The sequence below is a fragment of the Mangrovibacterium sp. genome (genome assembly GCF_041596335.1).
Taxonomy (GTDB): domain Bacteria; phylum Bacteroidota; class Bacteroidia; order Bacteroidales; family Prolixibacteraceae; genus Mangrovibacterium.
Map to the genome: position 1 here is coordinate 24,034 of NZ_JBFHIT010000042.1, position 17,110 is coordinate 41,143.

Annotated in this window: 17 protein-coding genes; 11 read left to right on the plus strand and 6 right to left on the minus strand. The window is 44.1% G+C overall.

What is annotated here, in order from left to right:
- Window positions 1-44: 44 nt before the first annotated feature.
- The 11 genes from ccoG to ABZD21_RS14215 all read left to right on the plus strand — a co-directional run bounded on the left by ccoG (window position 45) and on the right by ABZD21_RS14215 (window position 8,908).
- Window positions 45-1,472: a cytochrome c oxidase accessory protein CcoG gene (ccoG, locus tag ABZD21_RS14165; RefSeq protein ID WP_372775709.1), complete on the plus strand. Its 1,428-nt coding sequence runs from the start codon at window positions 45-47 to the stop codon at window positions 1,470-1,472.
- The gene (locus ABZD21_RS14170) at window positions 1,469-1,921 is read left to right on the plus strand and encodes a FixH family protein (RefSeq protein WP_372775710.1); all 453 of its coding nucleotides are present in this window, start codon (window positions 1,469-1,471) and stop codon (window positions 1,919-1,921) included. Before ccoG ends, ABZD21_RS14170 begins: the two co-directional genes overlap by 4 nt.
- Window positions 1,918-2,643, plus strand: coding sequence for a sulfite exporter TauE/SafE family protein (locus ABZD21_RS14175; RefSeq protein ID WP_372775712.1), 726 nt, complete (start codon window positions 1,918-1,920; stop codon window positions 2,641-2,643). The genes ABZD21_RS14170 and ABZD21_RS14175 overlap by 4 nt, the downstream gene beginning before the upstream one ends.
- A 199-nt stretch (window positions 2,644-2,842) precedes the next feature.
- A complete protein-coding gene (locus ABZD21_RS14180; protein WP_372775713.1) occupies window positions 2,843-3,643 on the plus strand; it encodes an SCO family protein in 801 nt (266 codons plus the stop codon).
- Window positions 3,644-3,658: 15 nt separating this feature from the next.
- On the plus strand, window positions 3,659-5,272 hold the full coding sequence (locus ABZD21_RS14185) for a cbb3-type cytochrome c oxidase subunit I (protein ID WP_372775714.1): 1,614 nt from the start codon (window positions 3,659-3,661) through the stop codon (window positions 5,270-5,272).
- Between the two features lie 11 nt (window positions 5,273-5,283).
- Window positions 5,284-5,901, plus strand: coding sequence for a cytochrome c oxidase subunit 3 family protein (locus ABZD21_RS14190; RefSeq protein ID WP_372775715.1), 618 nt, complete (start codon window positions 5,284-5,286; stop codon window positions 5,899-5,901).
- A gap of 19 nt (window positions 5,902-5,920) precedes the next feature.
- On the plus strand, window positions 5,921-6,205 hold the full coding sequence (locus ABZD21_RS14195; RefSeq protein WP_372775716.1) for a cytochrome C oxidase subunit IV family protein: 285 nt from the start codon (window positions 5,921-5,923) through the stop codon (window positions 6,203-6,205).
- 5 nt (window positions 6,206-6,210) lie between these two features.
- Window positions 6,211-7,155, plus strand: coding sequence for a cytochrome c oxidase subunit II (gene coxB / locus ABZD21_RS14200; protein WP_372775717.1), 945 nt, complete (start codon window positions 6,211-6,213; stop codon window positions 7,153-7,155).
- Window positions 7,152-8,030: a protoheme IX farnesyltransferase gene (locus tag ABZD21_RS14205; RefSeq protein WP_372775718.1), complete on the plus strand. Its 879-nt coding sequence runs from the start codon at window positions 7,152-7,154 to the stop codon at window positions 8,028-8,030. The genes coxB and ABZD21_RS14205 overlap by 4 nt, the downstream gene beginning before the upstream one ends.
- Before the next feature lie 69 nt (window positions 8,031-8,099).
- Complete coding sequence (locus tag ABZD21_RS14210; protein ID WP_372775719.1) at window positions 8,100-8,579, plus strand: DUF302 domain-containing protein; 480 nt, start codon at window positions 8,100-8,102, stop codon at window positions 8,577-8,579.
- Window positions 8,580-8,584: 5 nt separating this feature from the next.
- Entirely contained in the window at window positions 8,585-8,908 is a 324-nt protein-coding gene (locus tag ABZD21_RS14215) for a heavy-metal-associated domain-containing protein (RefSeq protein ID WP_372775720.1), read from the plus strand.
- Between the two features lie 99 nt (window positions 8,909-9,007).
- Here ABZD21_RS14215 and ABZD21_RS14220 read toward each other — a convergent pair whose 3' ends face one another.
- The 6 genes from ABZD21_RS14220 to ABZD21_RS14245 form a co-directional block, all read right to left on the minus strand.
- On the minus strand, window positions 9,008-10,171 hold the full coding sequence (locus ABZD21_RS14220) for a hypothetical protein (RefSeq protein ID WP_372775721.1): 1,164 nt from the start codon (window positions 10,169-10,171) through the stop codon (window positions 9,008-9,010).
- A 23-nt stretch (window positions 10,172-10,194) separates the two neighbouring features.
- Window positions 10,195-10,761 carry a cytochrome c gene (locus ABZD21_RS14225; RefSeq protein WP_372775723.1) on the minus strand — a complete coding sequence of 189 codons (567 nt, stop codon included), beginning with the start codon at window positions 10,759-10,761 and terminating at the stop codon, window positions 10,195-10,197.
- A 95-nt stretch (window positions 10,762-10,856) separates the two neighbouring features.
- Window positions 10,857-11,351 (minus strand): DUF3341 domain-containing protein, encoded by a 495-nt coding sequence (locus ABZD21_RS14230; protein WP_372775724.1) that lies wholly within the window; start codon window positions 11,349-11,351, stop codon window positions 10,857-10,859.
- Window positions 11,352-11,354: 3 nt separating this feature from the next.
- Complete coding sequence (gene nrfD, locus ABZD21_RS14235; RefSeq protein WP_372775725.1) at window positions 11,355-12,728, minus strand: NrfD/PsrC family molybdoenzyme membrane anchor subunit; 1,374 nt, start codon at window positions 12,726-12,728, stop codon at window positions 11,355-11,357.
- 24 nt (window positions 12,729-12,752) lie between these two features.
- Window positions 12,753-15,695, minus strand: coding sequence for a TAT-variant-translocated molybdopterin oxidoreductase (locus tag ABZD21_RS14240; RefSeq protein WP_372775727.1), 2,943 nt, complete (start codon window positions 15,693-15,695; stop codon window positions 12,753-12,755).
- A gap of 107 nt (window positions 15,696-15,802) precedes the next feature.
- Window positions 15,803-16,957: a cytochrome c3 family protein gene (locus ABZD21_RS14245; protein ID WP_372775728.1), complete on the minus strand. Its 1,155-nt coding sequence runs from the start codon at window positions 16,955-16,957 to the stop codon at window positions 15,803-15,805.
- Window positions 16,958-17,110: the final 153 nt, after the last annotated feature.

Below are 17,110 nucleotides of genomic sequence, written 5' to 3' on the forward strand. Positions count from 1 at the left end.
CGACTTTTTCAAAAACCAATTCACCCTCTAATAAACCAAGCAAAATGGAACAGAGTCCCCAGCAGGGTGCCTTTCAGGATTTAACCTTCCGGGATCGCATGGCCACTGTTGACAAAGAAGGCAAACGGGTATGGATCTTCCCGAAAATGCCCAAAGGCAAGCTCACCAACTACCGTCGCATAGTTGCTTACTTGCTGTTGGCTTTTTTCTATTTGGCTCCGCATCTGAAAATGAATGGCGACCCACTGATTTTCCTGAACTTCGCGGAACGCCACTTTGTGTTTGTGGGACAGACTTTCTACCCGCAGGATTTTCATTTGCTAGTTCTGGCAATCATCAGCTTATTGGTTTTTGTGCTACTGTTCACCGTTGTTTTCGGCCGTATTTTCTGCGGCTGGATATGCCCGCAAACCGTTTTTATGGAGTTCTTGTATCGCCCCATCGAATACCTGATTGATGGGGATAGAAACAAACAGCGTGAGCTTGCCCGCCAAACCATGAGCCCGCTCAAATTGGCGAAACGCATCCTGAAACACAGCCTGTTCTTGCTCATTTCTTATGCAACTGCCTTAACCTTTCTTTCCTATATAATTGGCTGGGAGAGGGTTTGGCAACTAATGGCAGGCTGGCCATTCACCAACTTTGGTGGATTTTTCGCTACGATCGTTTTTACGGGTGCACACTACTTTGTTTTTGCCTGGTTCCGCGAGCAGGTATGCTCGCTGGTTTGTCCCTACGGACGTCTGCAAGGTGTTATGCTCGATCAGAACTCCATTGTTGTGGCATACGACTACCGACGAGGTGAACCCCGGGGACGCGGGAAAAACGAAGACAAAGGCGATTGTATCGACTGTAAACGCTGTGTTGATGTTTGCCCAACCGGTATCGACATTCGAAACGGAACGCAACTGGAATGTATTAATTGTACCGCTTGTATCGATGCGTGCAACTCGGTGATGTTTACGATAAACAAACCCAAAGGGCTGATTCGGTACGCCTCCGAAAGTTCAATTTCTGAAGGAAAGAAAAAGTTAATCAATGCCCGGGCGCTGGCTTATTCCGCTGTACTGGTCATTATGGTGGGAGTTGCCAGCTATGGATTCTTAACCCGCGAGCAGGTGGAAACAACAATTGTTCGCACTCAAGGAACATTATTTCAAGCTTTTGGCGACGAACAGTACAGCAACCTGTACGATCTTCAAATGATTAACAAGTCGGCAAACACGGTAAGCCCTGAATTGAGACTATTACAACCCGAAGGCGAATTAAAAATACCCGGCAACCCGTTAGAACTCAAAAAGGGCGAAGTACTTAAACGAAACCTGTTGATCATTCTGTCGCGCAAAAACATGGAAAGCTCCAATACCCATATCCTGATCGGAGTTTATCTGGACGGAAAAGAAATTGATCAGATAAGTTCCAGTTTCGTGGGTCCTAATTCACTTGACAATAAGCAGAAAGAGAAAAGATGAAGCCATTCAAATTTAATTGGGGAACCGGAATTATTATCGCCATGATAGTCATGATGAGCGGCATGCTTTACCTGGTGTATCTGGCAACCAGTCAGGATTACTTTCTGGTTGAAAAAGACTATTACCAGAAAGGTATAAACTACCAGGAACAGATCGACAAAATCAACAATACAAATTCGCTGCGCGAGAAGCCCCAATTAACACTTTCCGGCCAAGAACTGATGGTGCAGCTTCCGGCGTGGTTCAGTAAGAAAAACATTACCGGCAGTGTTTTCCTCTACAGCGCGGTAAATGACTTTATGGATCAAAAAATTACATTTACTCCCGACAGCCAATTGCAGCAAACAATCTCAGTAAGCCAAATTCCAGCGGGACAATACACTATTAAACTGGAATGGACAGCAAATAACACGCCCTATTATTGGGAACAAAAAATAACCCTAGAATGATAACCGATTGGATCACCCCATTAACCATTGGCCTCGTCGGCAGCTTCCACTGCATTGGCATGTGTGGCCCTATTGCGATTGCCCTTCCGTTAAAGGAGCACAATTGGCCGTCAAAAATTAGTGGTGCTCTGCTCTACAACACCGGACGCACACTAACTTATGCGGCAATGGGAGTTATTTTCGGACTATTGGGCCAAGGCATCCATCTGGCGGGGTTCCAGCAATGGACCTCAATCTTACTGGGAGTAGCACTGATCATAAGTGTCCTCTTCCCCTATTTTTTTAAGCAGAAACTGAATTGGGAGAATCTGGTTAGCGGGTACGCGGCAAGGCTAGTCAACAATCTGAGAAAGCTGTTTACAACCGGTTCCTATTCCTCCCTTTTCTTAATTGGATTATTGAACGGAATGCTGCCTTGCGGCCTAGTTTATGTGGCCATTGCCGGGGCAATCAATACCAGCGATTTGGTTAGCGGCGCAATATTCATGGCGCTATTCGGCCTGGGTACAATCCCCATGATGCTAACTGTTTCGCTAAGCGGAAATGCTGTCAGCAGCGGATTGCGCTCGAAGATGCGACGTGTAGTTCCGTATTTCGTTTTTCTGCTTGGAGTTTTATTTGTTCTAAGAGGTTTGTCGCTGGGAATCCCTTATGTAAGTCCCAAAGCTGAGAAACTGGAATTGCACAGCGAGCAACAAACTGAAGGCAGTTGTTGCCATTAATTTCGGAAGATATCAAAACGAATTAATACCTTTAAAAACACAATCAATACAACCGAAAGCTAATTTCAACACAAGAAACCATGGAATTTGAAAAAAAAGTCACTTTTATTACTTCTGTGCTAAACATTCAACATACTTTTTGGTTTTTTATTTTGAAATTTAGATGCGGTTGGATGAACTAAAAAAACCATAACCCTTTATGAATGAAATTAAACTGTTATGCTCTAAACTAGTACTCGGAATTGCATTGCTTTTACTGTTAACTCCTTCTTATGGACAAACACTGCCCTTCGATGGATCGGCAAATGATCTGGAGATTGGAGTGGTTGAGCATTTGGACGAATTCATTCCGACGGACATTTACCTGATCGATGAAGATTCGCTAGAAGTTGTATTGACAGACTTGATCGACAAACCCACTGTTCTGAATTTCGTCTACTATCGGTGTCCGGGAATTTGCAGTCCGCTTATGGAAGGGCTGGCCGAAGTAATGGACAAATCTGATTTGGTAGCTGGAGTTGATTACCAGGTTTTAACCATCAGCTTCGACCCATCAGAAACCATCGATTTGGGAATCCGCAAAAAAAGCAACTACCTCAACCTGGTCAGCAAGAAAGATGAAATTGCCAAAGGCTGGCACTTTTTTGTATCCGACAGCGCCAGCATTGCCCGCGGCACGAATGCCGTTGGATTTAAATACAAGCGGCAGGGGAACGACTTTCTCCATGCGGCGTCGGTAGTTGTTGTGAGTCCTGAAGGGAAAATTACACGGTACTTAAACGGGCTTTATTTTCTGCCTTTCGAATTTAAAATGGCCATTATTGAAGCCGGAAAAGGGCAATCAGGGCCAACGATCAATAAGATCCTTCAGTTTTGTTATTCATACGACCCCGAAGGACAGACTTATGTATTAAACGTGACCAAGGTGTCAGGGACATTGATCCTGTTTATTGCTCTTATATTGTTCCTTTTCTTGATTTTCAAACCAAAGAAGAAATAACAAACAACTATACCTATGCAAGCAAGCTCTCACATACCCCACGACGTAAATTATCTGGAATATCAAGGGAGATACAAAGGGATACTGGGCTGGATTTTGTCCACCGACCACAAGCGTATCGCCCTGTTGTACTTATACTCCATGATGACCATGTTTTTTATCGGCGTTTGTCTGGGGTTAGCAATGAAACTGGAATTGATTGCACCGGGAAAAACCATCATGGGTGCACAAGACTACAACGCTGTGTTCACGGTACACGGGGTAATCATGATTTTTATGATTGTAGTGCCCGGATTACCGGCTGTTTTTGGGAACTTCCTCCTTCCGATTATGATTGGAGCAAAAGATGTCGCTTTCCCGAAACTAAACCTTTTTTCGTGGTATCTGTACATTGCCGGAGCGGTTTTGGTGATTACCTCAGTGTTGTTTGGCGACGGGTCGCCGGACACCGGTTGGACCTTCTACGCGCCTTACAGTTTTAAAACCGGGACAAACATGCTGCCGGCTATTTTCGGAGCCTTTGTACTCGGGTTTTCATCAATCGTGACTGGTCTTAACTTTATTGTGACCATACACCGCATGCGCGCACCGGGGATGACCTGGACTAAAATGCCCCTTTTCCCCTGGTCGCTATATGGAACAGCCTGGATTCAGCTATTGGCAACACCGGTTGTCGGCATCACACTGGTACTGGTGTCGCTCGAACGCCTATTTGGTATTGGCATTTTCGATCCGGCTCTGGGAGGCGACCCAATCCTATATCAACACTTATTTTGGATTTACTCACATCCAGCCGTTTACATCATGATTCTGCCGGCCATGGGAGCAATTTCAGAAGTTATTCCGACCTTTTCACAGAAACACATATTTGGCTACAAAGCGATTGTTGTTTCAACTTTGGCTATTGCTTTTGTCGGCTATTTTGTGTGGGGACATCATATGTTTACCTCCGGAATGAGCGGTACGGCACAATATACCTTTTCTATTTTAACCTTTCTGGTTGCGATACCCAGCGCAATTAAAGTCTTCAATTGGATCTCGACCATGTACAAAGGGTCGATTAATGTTGAGACTCCGTTCTACTGGGCGGCATCCTTTATCTTTGTTTTTATGATTGGCGGCTTATCCGGATTAGTGCTGGGAGCATTAGCTACCGATGTTTATGTACACGATACCGCTTTTGTTGTAGCTCATTTCCACTTCATCGTTTTTGGAGGAGTAGGTTACGCTTTTTTCGCTGCCATCCACTACTGGTTTCCAAAAATGTATGGACGAATGTATGATAAAACCTGGGCCAATGTCGGCTGGATCTTCTTCACCATCGGATTTTTGGCTCTGTACTCTCCCATGTTCTATTTGGGAATGCAGGGCATGCCGCGTCGATACTACGATTATCTGGAACAATTCCATTCAGCCAATATTCTTTCAACGTTAGGATCCTGGGTAATGACCTTTGGCTTGGCCATCGTGGTCATAAACCTTTTCCGATCAGCCAAAAGCGGACCAATTGCTCCGGAAAACCCATGGAATGGCAAAACACTGGAATGGACAGTTCCATCGCCTCCTCCGCTTGAAAACTTTGATACGATTCCGGTTTATGGGGAGAAAGACGGACCTTACGAATACTAAAACCAATACCTATGTCACAAGTTATTCAGCACGATGAACACTACGATGCAGAAGGGTCTAAAATAGGGATGTGGCTCTTTATTTTCACTGAACTTTTATTGTTTGGTGGTCTTTTTATCATCTACTCGGTTTACCGGTTTATGAATCAGGACGCCTTTCAACTGGCAGCCGAAGAGTTAAATGTTACGGTCGGAAGTATCAACACGATTATCCTGCTGGTTAGTAGCATGACAATCGCCATGTCGACATCGGCTCTGCAAAAAGGGCAAAAAGGCACAACCATCTTCCTACTTGAAGTCACCTTTATTTTGGCGTTAATTTTCCTTGTAAATAAGTACTTCGAGTGGGGAATCAAGTTTGAACACGGAATATTCCCCGGCTCGGAACAGATGCTGAACACCATGAGTCAAGGCGAAATACTGTTTTTTGGTCTGTACTTCGTAATGACTGGGTTGCATGCACTACACATTGTTGTTGGGATGACAATTATAGGAGTTACCTTGGCGAAAGTGACCAAAGGAACGGTTCATGCCGAACGCTCCGCATTGCTGGAAAATACGGGTTTATACTGGCACTTGGTGGATCTGATCTGGATCTTCCTGTTCCCACTGTTTTACCTGATTCACTAATCCTCCAAATTAAGGAAGTATGCAAAACGAAAAACATCATATCGTACCGTATCGCACCTATTTCATCATTCTGGCCGCATTAATCGTGTTTACTTTTCTCTCGATTGAGCTAACATCGATTGAACTGGGTAGCCTAACGGTTGCAGCAGCGTTGGTTTTCGCATCGCTAAAATCGTACCTGGTGCTAACTTATTTTATGCACCTAAAGTTCGACCAACCATATATCCGAATTATGGTCGGATTTGTCTTCCTGATTTTTTTAGCTGTTATTATCATTACCTTTCTTGACTACTCTTTCAGATAAGAACTATGTATATACTAGCATCAACACAAGCCTCTAATTTTGTTTCCGGAGTCGATCGGGCCTTCCTGGTCATCCTTGGAATCTGCTTTGTTTTCCTGATCGGTTTAACGGTGACGATGATTTATTTCATTTATCGGTATGATAAGAAACGGAATCCACAGGCAACCCAAATTAAGGGTAGTACTACCCTCGAAATCGTGTGGACGGTAATTCCCGTCATTTTGGTTCTCGTGATGTTCTACTATGGTTGGGCCGGATGGAAACCGATGAAATCGGCTCCTGATGACAGTTTTGAAATTGATGTAATCGCCCGGATGTGGAACTTCACCTTTCAATATGAAAACGGCAAAAAAACCGACACCCTATTTGTACCAATGGACAAACCGGTTAAGCTTAATATGGTTTCGCTCGATGTTGTTCACTCGTTATATATTCCGGCTTTTAGAGTAAAAGAAGACGTGGTTCCCGGTCGCGAAAAATTTATGTGGTTTATCCCGCAAAAGGAAGGTATCTTCGATTTATTTTGTACCGAATATTGTGGATTGAGCCATTCTTACATGATTAATTCCGTGAAGGTAGTCCCTCAGAATGAATTCGATAAATGGTACACCGACACGACCGCTACGGTTGCTTCTGCAGCTATTGATTCTCCCTCAGCGGCCGGAAAACGCATCATGACCAACATTGGGTGCTTTGCCTGCCACACGATTGATGGGAATAAATTGGTTGGCCCAACATTTAAAGGGCTATATGGTCACGAAGCAAGAATAAAAGTGGGAGGCGACATCAAAACAGTAATTGCCGATGATGAGTACATAAAAAAAGCAATTCTAGATCCAAATTCGGAAATTGTGGAAGGCTATAATAAAGGATTTATGCAGTCGTACCAAGGACAACTCACCGACACTGAAATCAATCAGATTATCGAATATCTTAAGACAATAAAGTGAGTAAAACCAGCATCGGCTCTTTTATCCGGATTATTCTGCAATTGGGCAAGGCCCGAATTTCGCTCCCCGTTGCCCTATCGGCCTTAACCGGCTACGCATTGCATTCGGGAACTATTGGTATCGGAGGACTTTACTTAATGCTCGGCGTATTTTTGGTATCGTGCAGCTCCAGTGCAATCAATCACTGGCAGGAACACGATACAGATGCATTGATGCCACGAACTCAAAAAAGACCCATTCCATCAGGTCAGATCTCCCCGGCTTTTGCCCTCTGGGTTGCTGTAGCCTACTTTGTGAGTGGGAGTGTTGTTCTGCTGTTGCATTTCCCAACCGTGGCCTGGATTGCAGCCGGCCTAACCCTCATGTCGTACAATGCTTTTTATACCCCTTTAAAAAAGATTACAGCATTCGCAGTCGTTCCCGGCTCGCTGGTTGGGGCGCTCCCACCTTACATTGGCTGGCTGGCCGACAATGGTTCACTGGGCAGCCCATTGATTTTCATGGTCGCAACCTTCTTTTTCATCGGGCAAATCCCTCATTTCTGGCTGCTCTTGCTGATGTTCGGCAAAGAATATCGTTTGGCGGGCTATCCCAGCCTAAACGACATTTTTAGCGACAGCCAAATTAAACGATTAAGCTATTCGTGGATTCTGGCGACAATTGCCGCCGCATTATTGATTGCCCTGAAAGTTCTCATTGGCCGAACCACCTTATTCATCCTGATCTTTTACATTTTTTACCTGCTTTTTTCTCTTTCCATCGAAATATTTGTAAAGAAGAACTTACAGGTACGCCCAACTTTTTTCAAATTAAATTTCCTGTATCTGTTTATGATGGTCGCGCTGATCGTTGACAGTTTGTTCCATCGTCCTTAAACATTCCTCCCCAATAGCCCGTATTTTTCATTGAACGATCCGAATTATTATCTAAATTGCTATAAAATTATGAAAAAACCACGCGTCATGTTTCTAACAGGAATTATTACCGGAATTCTAATTAGTATGGCCATTGTATATCTTATGGCTCCCAAACTAATGTTTACGGTTAGTGAAAGTCAGTACGACTTTGAAACGACTAAAACGATGATTGAAGAATCAACGAAGAACAACCAGTGGAGTATGCCCCACCAATACAATCTTCAGGCAACGATGGAGAAACACGGATTCAATGTAGAACCAGTTACGGTTTTCTCGATTTGCAAGCCCGATATTGCCATTAAAATATTGGGAGACGATACCAACAAACACATATCTGCCATGATGCCGTGCCGGTTGGCTATTTACGAAAAAGAAGACGGAAAAACCTACATTGCCCGTATGAATGCAGCCCTTTTGTCGAAGCTGATTGGAAGTGAAGTGAATGCTGTCATGGGCGAAGCAGGCGCAGGCAGCGAGAAGATTCTCGAAAAAGTAATCAAACAATAACCATCATGAAAATTAAACTATTCCTTTTCATCGTCGGCTTAGCATTGCTTGCCGCATGCGGCCAAAGCGCGAAACAAACCACCGAATCGAATGCGCCCGAAACGAATGCCGAACCGGTTGAAATGATCTATCATGTCGAAGGCATGACCTGCGATCATTGTGAACAAAGTATCCAAAAAGCAGTTTCTGAGTTATCGGGTATCAGCCTGGTTGAAGCAAACCATGAAGACTCAACGACAAAAGTAATTTACGACCCGTCGCAAACCGACACCGAAGCAATTGAAGCGGCAATTGAAAAAAGAGGTTATACGGTAACTTTACCGGAATAATTGAAGCGGCCGAATGTAAAAGGCACAAATTCACTCTCGATCAACAAATACAAAAAACACCGCCCTCATTTGGACGGTGTTTTTTGCACCTAAAATTGTTTAAAAATGATGATGAATACTCTCTTGCAGATAGGGATGATTTTTCGGTATCAAACTAGCTTTTGACAAATAAGTAAGCACCACCAGGGTAAATAATCCGGCGTATCCAAGCCAACTTCCTATTTCCAGCAATCCGAATTTCGCTTCGTGAATTGTCGCAGGCCAGATTTCGTAGTACAATTCAACATACTGCCCAATAATCAGAACGATTATCACCGGAAACATTACAAGCTTTCGCCTCGAGTTGCTTCTCGGCATTAAAAACAGGAAAGGAATAAACCAGTTCAAGATAATACTCGCATAAAACAGCACCTCAAACGGCCCATCCCAACGATGCACATAGTAAGCCGTTTCCTCCGGAATATTTCCGTACCAGATGAGCATAAACTGTGCAAAGGTAAAATATCCCCAAACGATGGCCAACATGAACATATAGCGGGTAAAATCGTGTAAGTGCGAGCGATTCAACACCTTCAAATACCCGGCACGATGGAGCAGAATTACAATTAAAGTGATAATTGCCGAACCATGTTGAAAAGCCGAAATAAACATTTTGGCAGCGAATAAGGTACTGAACCAGTGGACTTGCAGTGACATCAACATATCGATTGAAAAAGCTGAAAATGTAACCGCAACGATGAAAATAAATATTTTGGACAAATGTTCCGATTTGACAAAATGAGCCACACCGCCTTCGACATCTTCTTTGAGCGACACGCGACGCATCCACTTTGTCATTAAGATCCAAAGCCCGAAGAAAACTAAAACCCGAACGGCAAAGAACGGCAAATTCAGATAAACGGCTTTATGCTGTATTAAATGATCTGTTGCTACGGCCTCCTCGTGCGACCATTCGTAGAGCGAATGCACTCCGAACAAGAGAATAATGAAGAAACCAGCAGCAATTGGCAAATAAGCCGCCATGGCCTCGGGAATACGCTTAAAAGCAGCCGACCAACCGGCTTGAGAAATATATTGAATACTGATAAAAAAAGCGGCACCAATTGCAATCGATACAAAGTAAAAGTTATTGAGCAGGTAGTTAGCCCAAGCCCTGCCCGGATCGGTGATGAACCCGATGGCAAACGACAGGACACCGATGCCAATCAATCCGTAAGTAAGCAATTTCAGATTCCTGGGAACAACAAATTTTTCGTCAATCATGATTATTCGTTTTACCTGTTCAACTAATTATTTTGTAACTCGTTGCGAATGTAAAGCACTGCTTTCCATCGATCATCCGGCTTCATCATTGTTCCGTGTTCAGCCATTATACCCCAGCCAACCGAAATGACATGATAGATTTCGCCATCAGGAATTGCGCGTACTTTCTCTGAAAGCAAACTTGCCGGAGGATATTGAAATTTCTTCGAGGTAAACAGGTGCCCCATTCCATCGCCCTTTTCACCATGACAACTGGAACAATAAATCGTGTAAACCTCTTTTCCTCGCTCCAGATTCTCCGTTGTTGGCTCCACATAGTTTTGAAAAGTCAAACCTGCCTTTACCCGGTCTTCATCAGTCTTTTCAAACGGATAACGCATAAAACCTCGCGGCACTGTTCCTTCTACTGTAGGGTGCATCGTTTTGCCATCTGCAAAATTTGGGTTTGAAGTATAGCTTTCATAAGCCGGCGATGTCACCATATCGTCAAAATATTGCCACCCCGGGTTATTCCGGCTGTGATCGCACGAGCTTAAGCTGGCGACAACAACAATGGCTAACAGCAATTTAATTCCTTTTTTCAGCTTCATATGACGCTTTTTTGAGCAGATTCATAAATAAGGGTATCAGACCGATACAACTACGTTCTCTATTGAACTTCGAAAACCCTGACACAATGCAGTAATCAGGATTTAATAATTTCCGACGCGCCGTTATCTTTCAATATTTTTTCCATTTCAAGCGGATTGAAATCAGGTTCATCAGATTTTAACACCATTACAAACTTGTCGTCTGTTGCTCCCCGATGTACGATTGGGGCTTCTTTGCCCGGAAATATCTTGGCTCGTGCCGAAAAAGTAAACAAGGTGGCCAAAGTCACAATCAGGATCGTTGCTACAATCGTCACCACAATAAAGGATGGGAACGTATTAAAAGGCTTTCCGCCGAAATTCAACGGCCAGCTAATCACCGCGGCATAATACATACCTCCTAAAACGGCTAATGCACCAAACAAACCATAAAAGAAGGCCGCATGGGAAATATAGGTCCGTTTGCCCATTCCTTCCAAAATTTCGTGAATGGGGTAAGGCGTGTAAACCTCATCGATTTTTGCGCCTTTGGCTTTCACTTTCGTAAAAGCTTTCACCAAATCAAATTCGTTGTCAAATACGCCTATCATAGCTTAATGATGTTCGTTAGGTTGAATTTCTTCGTTAAATTTCGAAATACTCTTGACTTCTGAAACGGCAATCATTGGGATGTAACGGAAGAACAACAAGACTCCTGCGGAAAACATTCCCAAGGTTCCGACGAAGAACCCAATTTCGATAATAGAGGGAGAATAGCTGGCCCAGTTAGCCGGCAAATAGTTTTTAGTCAGCGATGTAATAACAATGTTAAACCGCTCGTACCACATACCAATATTGATGAATATTGAGATGATAAAAACAACCCACAACCGACTACGAACCGATTTAAACCAAAACAACTGAGGGATAAGCGCATTACAAACAAACATAGCCCAAAACTGGAAGGCATATTCACCGGTAATCCGGTTGTAGAAGAACGTATATATTTCGTATTGAGAACCGGAATACCATGCCAGGAAAATTTCAGTCAGATAAGCGGTGCCCATAATCAGTGAAATAAAGACCAAGATCCTACATACCGCATCAACGTGCGAATCAGTGATAAAATCGGACATATTGTATAACTTCCGCATTAGTGTCACCAAGGTCAAAACCATGGCGAATCCGGAAAAGATGGCTCCAACAACAAAATAAGGAGGAAAGATGGTGGTGTGCCAGCCTGGCTCAACCGATACGGCAAAGTCGGTTGACACAATTGAGTGTACCGAAACCACCAAAACAGCCGCGATACCTCCGAGTACAAAACTCAGCGCCTCAAAACGCAGCCATTCTTTGGATGAACCGGTCCATCCGAAAGCGAAAAAACCATAAACCGCCTTTTTAATTTTTGATTTTGTGGTGTCTCTGATTGTTGCAAAATCGGGTACCATCCCAAAATACCAGAAACTTGCCGAAATCAACATATAAGCCGAAATGGCTACAAAGTCCCAAAACAATGGGGAATTGAAATTCACCCAAAGCGGTCCTCGCGTATTTGGGTAAGGGAAAATAAAGAAAAACAACCAAGGGCGTCCCATATGCAATAATGGAAACAAACTGGCACAAAACACAGCGACAACAGTCATTGCCTCTGCAGCCCGGTTGATTGCTGTCCGCCACTTTTGCCTTAAAATGAGCAAGAATATGGAGAAGGCAGTACCAGCATGCCCGATACCAATCCACCACACAAAGTTGATGATCGCCCAACCCCATCCGACTGTATTATTCACTCCCCAGGTGCCAATCCCGGTAGAGATGGTAACATATTTGCAATACAATCCCCAACCAAACATGGCCAAACTGATCGTCATCGCAATGTACCACCAGCGCGGTGTCTTGGCATCAATCGGGGCCAAAATATCCTGCGAAATTTTCGACAGTGACTTATCCCCTTCTATGAGCTTTCCTCGTATCGACGTTTTGTACATAGAAACTGGTTTATTTCGGTTTATTTACGCTTTGTTTCTCACTTTAGTTAAATACCCAACCGATGGAAGGGTATGTAATTCCTCCAGTAGATGGTAGTTCCGTTTATCTTTAAATACCTTATTTATTTTACTTTCCGGATTATTCAGATCGCCGAAAACAATCGCATTGCCCGGACAGGATTGCTGGCAAGCAGTTTTAATTTCGCCATCAGCCAGCAAACGGCCATCGAGCTTCGCCTCCAGCTTTTTATCCTGAATACGCTGCACACACATCGAACATTTTTCAACCACCCCACGCGAACGAACGGTCACATCGGGATTCAAAACCATCCGTCCCAAATCGTTATTCGCGTTGTAGTCGAACTTGTCATTATTCACATACTGGAACCAGTTGAAACGACGAACACGATACGGACAGTTATTGATGCAATATTTCGTACCCACGCAACGGTTGTAAGCCATTTGGTTCAGCCCTTCGGCACTGTGTGGTGTTGCTGCTACCGGACAAACATTCTCACATGGAGCATTGTCGCAATGCTGACACATCACCGGCTGGTGCGATACATCGGGGTTTGCCGGATCACCCGAATAGTAGCGATCAATCCGAATCCAATGCATAATTCTGCGGTTACGCACCTGCTCCTTTCCAATCACCTGAACATTATTTTCAGCCTGACATGAAATTGCACAGTTTCCACAACCGGTACACGAATTTAAATCGATGGCCATTCCCCAGTGGTGGCCTTTAAACTCCATCTCTTTATATAATGTCACATGGTGTTTTTCATGTTCTTCGTGTAATTCGTTTCCTGCATCGGGTTTCAGCAGGTATTCGTCCAAATTGGTCTCTCGCACAATCGGCCGCCCTTCCATGCTATGATGAGTTTGCGATATGGCCAATTGAAAAGTCACTCCGGAAACCACCTCAACTTGTGCATCGTCGATGCTAAACTTTCGGGCCCCTGCGGCTTCCGACACATATTTGAACATGTTCTTACCTACGTCGTCGCCCACCTTTCCGGCATAAACACGACCGTACCCCAACGCTACAGCAATGGTATCCGAGGCTTGTCCGGGTTGAATAAACACGGGCAATTGCAGCCCGTTTATTGTGATTACGTTTTCGTTTTGCAAGTCATTTTCTTCGGCAAAGGCAACCGGAACAGAGGCATAGTTATCCCAACTAATTTTGGCAACCGGATCAGGTAGTTCCTGCAACCAGGGATTGTTGGCATATTTTCCATTTCCCAATGCGATACTCTCGTATAAAACAACTTCGACTCCGGATTTCGCTACCGGCAACTTGTTTGCGGCAGCCGGCAAGCTTTCGGTGCTATAGTCGACCGAATTGGATAATGGGAGATCGTACACGCCCTTTTGAAGGGAATGATTCCAGAACAGGCGAAAATCGGAGTACTCCGACTGGCGGGGAAAATACTCCTTCTCCCACTCCGATTTCAGAAAATCGCGATAGGTCATTTCTGTCCCCGACCAGCTCAATAAACTGTCCTGAACAGGACGAGAATCGAACAATGGTGAAATGGTGGGTTGCGCCAAACTTAGCGAACCTATTTTCGGCTGCAAATCGTTCCATGCCTCCAGATAGTTAGGTTCCGGCAAAATATATTGGCACGCGCGTGCTGTTTCATCTTTGCGTTCGGCAAACGCTACCGATAGCTTCAACTTGCGGATCGCAGCTTCGAGTTCCTCTCCGTTAGACTGATCATACACCGGGTTAACGCCCCAAACCAGCAGCGCATCTATTTCGCCGGATAAAAGATCGGAGTTCAACTGGTACATTTCAGAATCGAGCCCTTGTTTTGTCAGCAGAGCAGATTCCCACAAAATTGTTCTTCCGTAGTTGTCCAACAGCTGGTTGATCGCATTCACAACAACCTGAACATTCTCGTCGTTACTTGCCGAAATTACAATCGACTTTCCACGAGCAGCTAACAGATCATCAGCCAAGGCGCTCACATCAACCGTGCTTTTCGGCCCCGGATACTGCTCGGCTCCGGTCTTGTCGGCAATGATATTGTAGAGCCCCAGAATTATTCCACCTTCTTCCGAAGGCTTAATCGGAAAACGAACATCGGCATTTGAACCGGTTAACGACATGTGCGACTCAATTTGGTAATGACGCACCATATCACGCTGTCCTTCATCCAGTTTACGAGCCGCAGTATATCGCTTCGTATACTCTACGGGCGACAACCAGGTTCCAAGGAAATCGGCACCAAAACTAACCACGACCTTAGCCTGATCGAAACGGTAATCAGGAATTGCCCGCTGACCGAAACTTTTCAAATTAGCAGCCAACATTCCCGACGCAGAAATAGCATCGTATTGAATCCAACGGCTACCTGGATGATTCTGCAAAAACTGTTGAATTGTTTTTTGGGTTGAAGGAGAAATTACTGTTTGAGTCAACAGAACAATCCGTCCTCCACTTTGCGAAATTTCGGAGAGTACCTTTGGAATTTCGAGGTCTGCATCATCCCAGGTAATCGATTTGCTGAGATTCTGAGGTCCTTTGTATCGCGCTCCGTCATACAGATTTAAGATTGAAGCCTGCACCCGCGCACTAGTTCCGGATTGAGAGATGGAACTCAGCTCGTTCCCTTCTATTTTTATCGGTCGGCCATCGCGCACTTTAACAACCACACTGCAGTAGTCACCCGCATCGTAATAGCTTGTGGCGTAATAATTGGCTTTCCCTGGTGTGATCTCCTCTGGTTTAACCAAATAAGGGATGGCTTTCTCCACAGGCTTCTTGCAACTTGCAACCAACGAAGCAGCCGCCAGACTGAATCCTAATGTTTTCAGGAAATCACGACGCGAATTCCCGCCATTCCCACCTTCCGATTTATAAAGCAGGCTTTTTTGCCTGGCCTCTTCACGAGCTTCCTGAATTCGCAAAGCTTTCGGATCTTGCAGTTCTTCTAGACTTCTCCAGTATGATTTCATCAACAAGGTATTTAGTTTTTGAGTATTCGGTTTAGGTCTTTGCCCTCAACAATATTTTACCTGCTGTACTAATCTGAAAAAGAAATACAGCAGTCTAAACTCTTATTCTAATAGTGACAGCGCATACAATCGTTCGCGCCAATATCCTCAGCCTTAACGGATTTCAAATCACCAATCTCCATTTCCTCATGCAGTTTCATGAAGGTTTCGTAATAGCCATTTTCTTTGAATTTCACATCCGTTTCACGGTGACAGCTTACACACCAGCCCATTGACAAGTCAGAATCTTGCCGCATAATATCCATTTCTTCAACTTGTCCGTGGCATTTCTGGCAATCAATTTCAGCTACGCCAACATGTTGTGCATGACTAAAGTATACGTGGTCGGGCAAGTTGTGCAGTCGCACCCACTCAACCGGTTTATTATTCTCGACAGCATCAACAATTTTGGCAATCTCGAATTTACCTGAATGGGTTCCTTCACGAACAATCACATGGCAGTTCATACACAGATTCATCGCCGGAATACCAGCAGATTTGCTGTCTTCGGCCGTGTGATGACAATACATACAGTCGATTTGGTTATCGCCGGCATGAACTTTATGCGAAAACTTGATGGGTTGATCCGGAGCATAGTCTTGAGAACGACCAAGTTTAGTGGCTTCTTCCTGCAATACTTTCCCTTGATAACCAAGTGAAGCCAACAACACGAGAACCGGAACAAATCGGTATTTTATTTGGCGAAAGAAAATAAGTTCCAAAAGCGCCCAGGTAATGAGCAAACCAAAGAACAAAAAAATCAGGATTTTATTGATTGTGGGTTTTACCGGCTGCGGCCCCACGGCAGCCAGATTGTCCAAATAAGCTTTTACTGTTTTCAGATCGGCTTCTTCAAGCTCAATTTCCGAATGTACTTCAGTGAGTTTATTTCCGACCGGCTGCTTTATTGATGCCTGAAACGATTCAAAATCACGATCAGCGTATTTCTGCGCAATGGCTATAGCCGAGGGATTCCAGTTTAAACTGTCGGTGGGAACTAAATTGTGACACGAAACACACGACTGCCCCTTAAAGTTAAAGGGAAGTAGCCCTTTAAAAAACCGTTCTCCTCGCTTAATTTCGTCATGCGAATGACCATCAATAAGGCTATGTTGTTCTTCAGCAAAAACAATGGATGGTGAACAAAAAAGAAAAAATAATGCAAACAAAAAAGCTAAAGGTAATAACCGGCACACCGGTTTAGCGGGGGACGTTAGTTTCATGCGTTAAGCTTTAGTTTTAATCTTTTTTACCTGGGATTTTTCAACCTAAAACTTTAACAATCATTTAAGTTGAAGGTTCTCTCGGTTAAATTAAAAAATATCCGGATTCGATCCCCACATTTGTATTGTTCAGCCTATGTTATACAACAATCA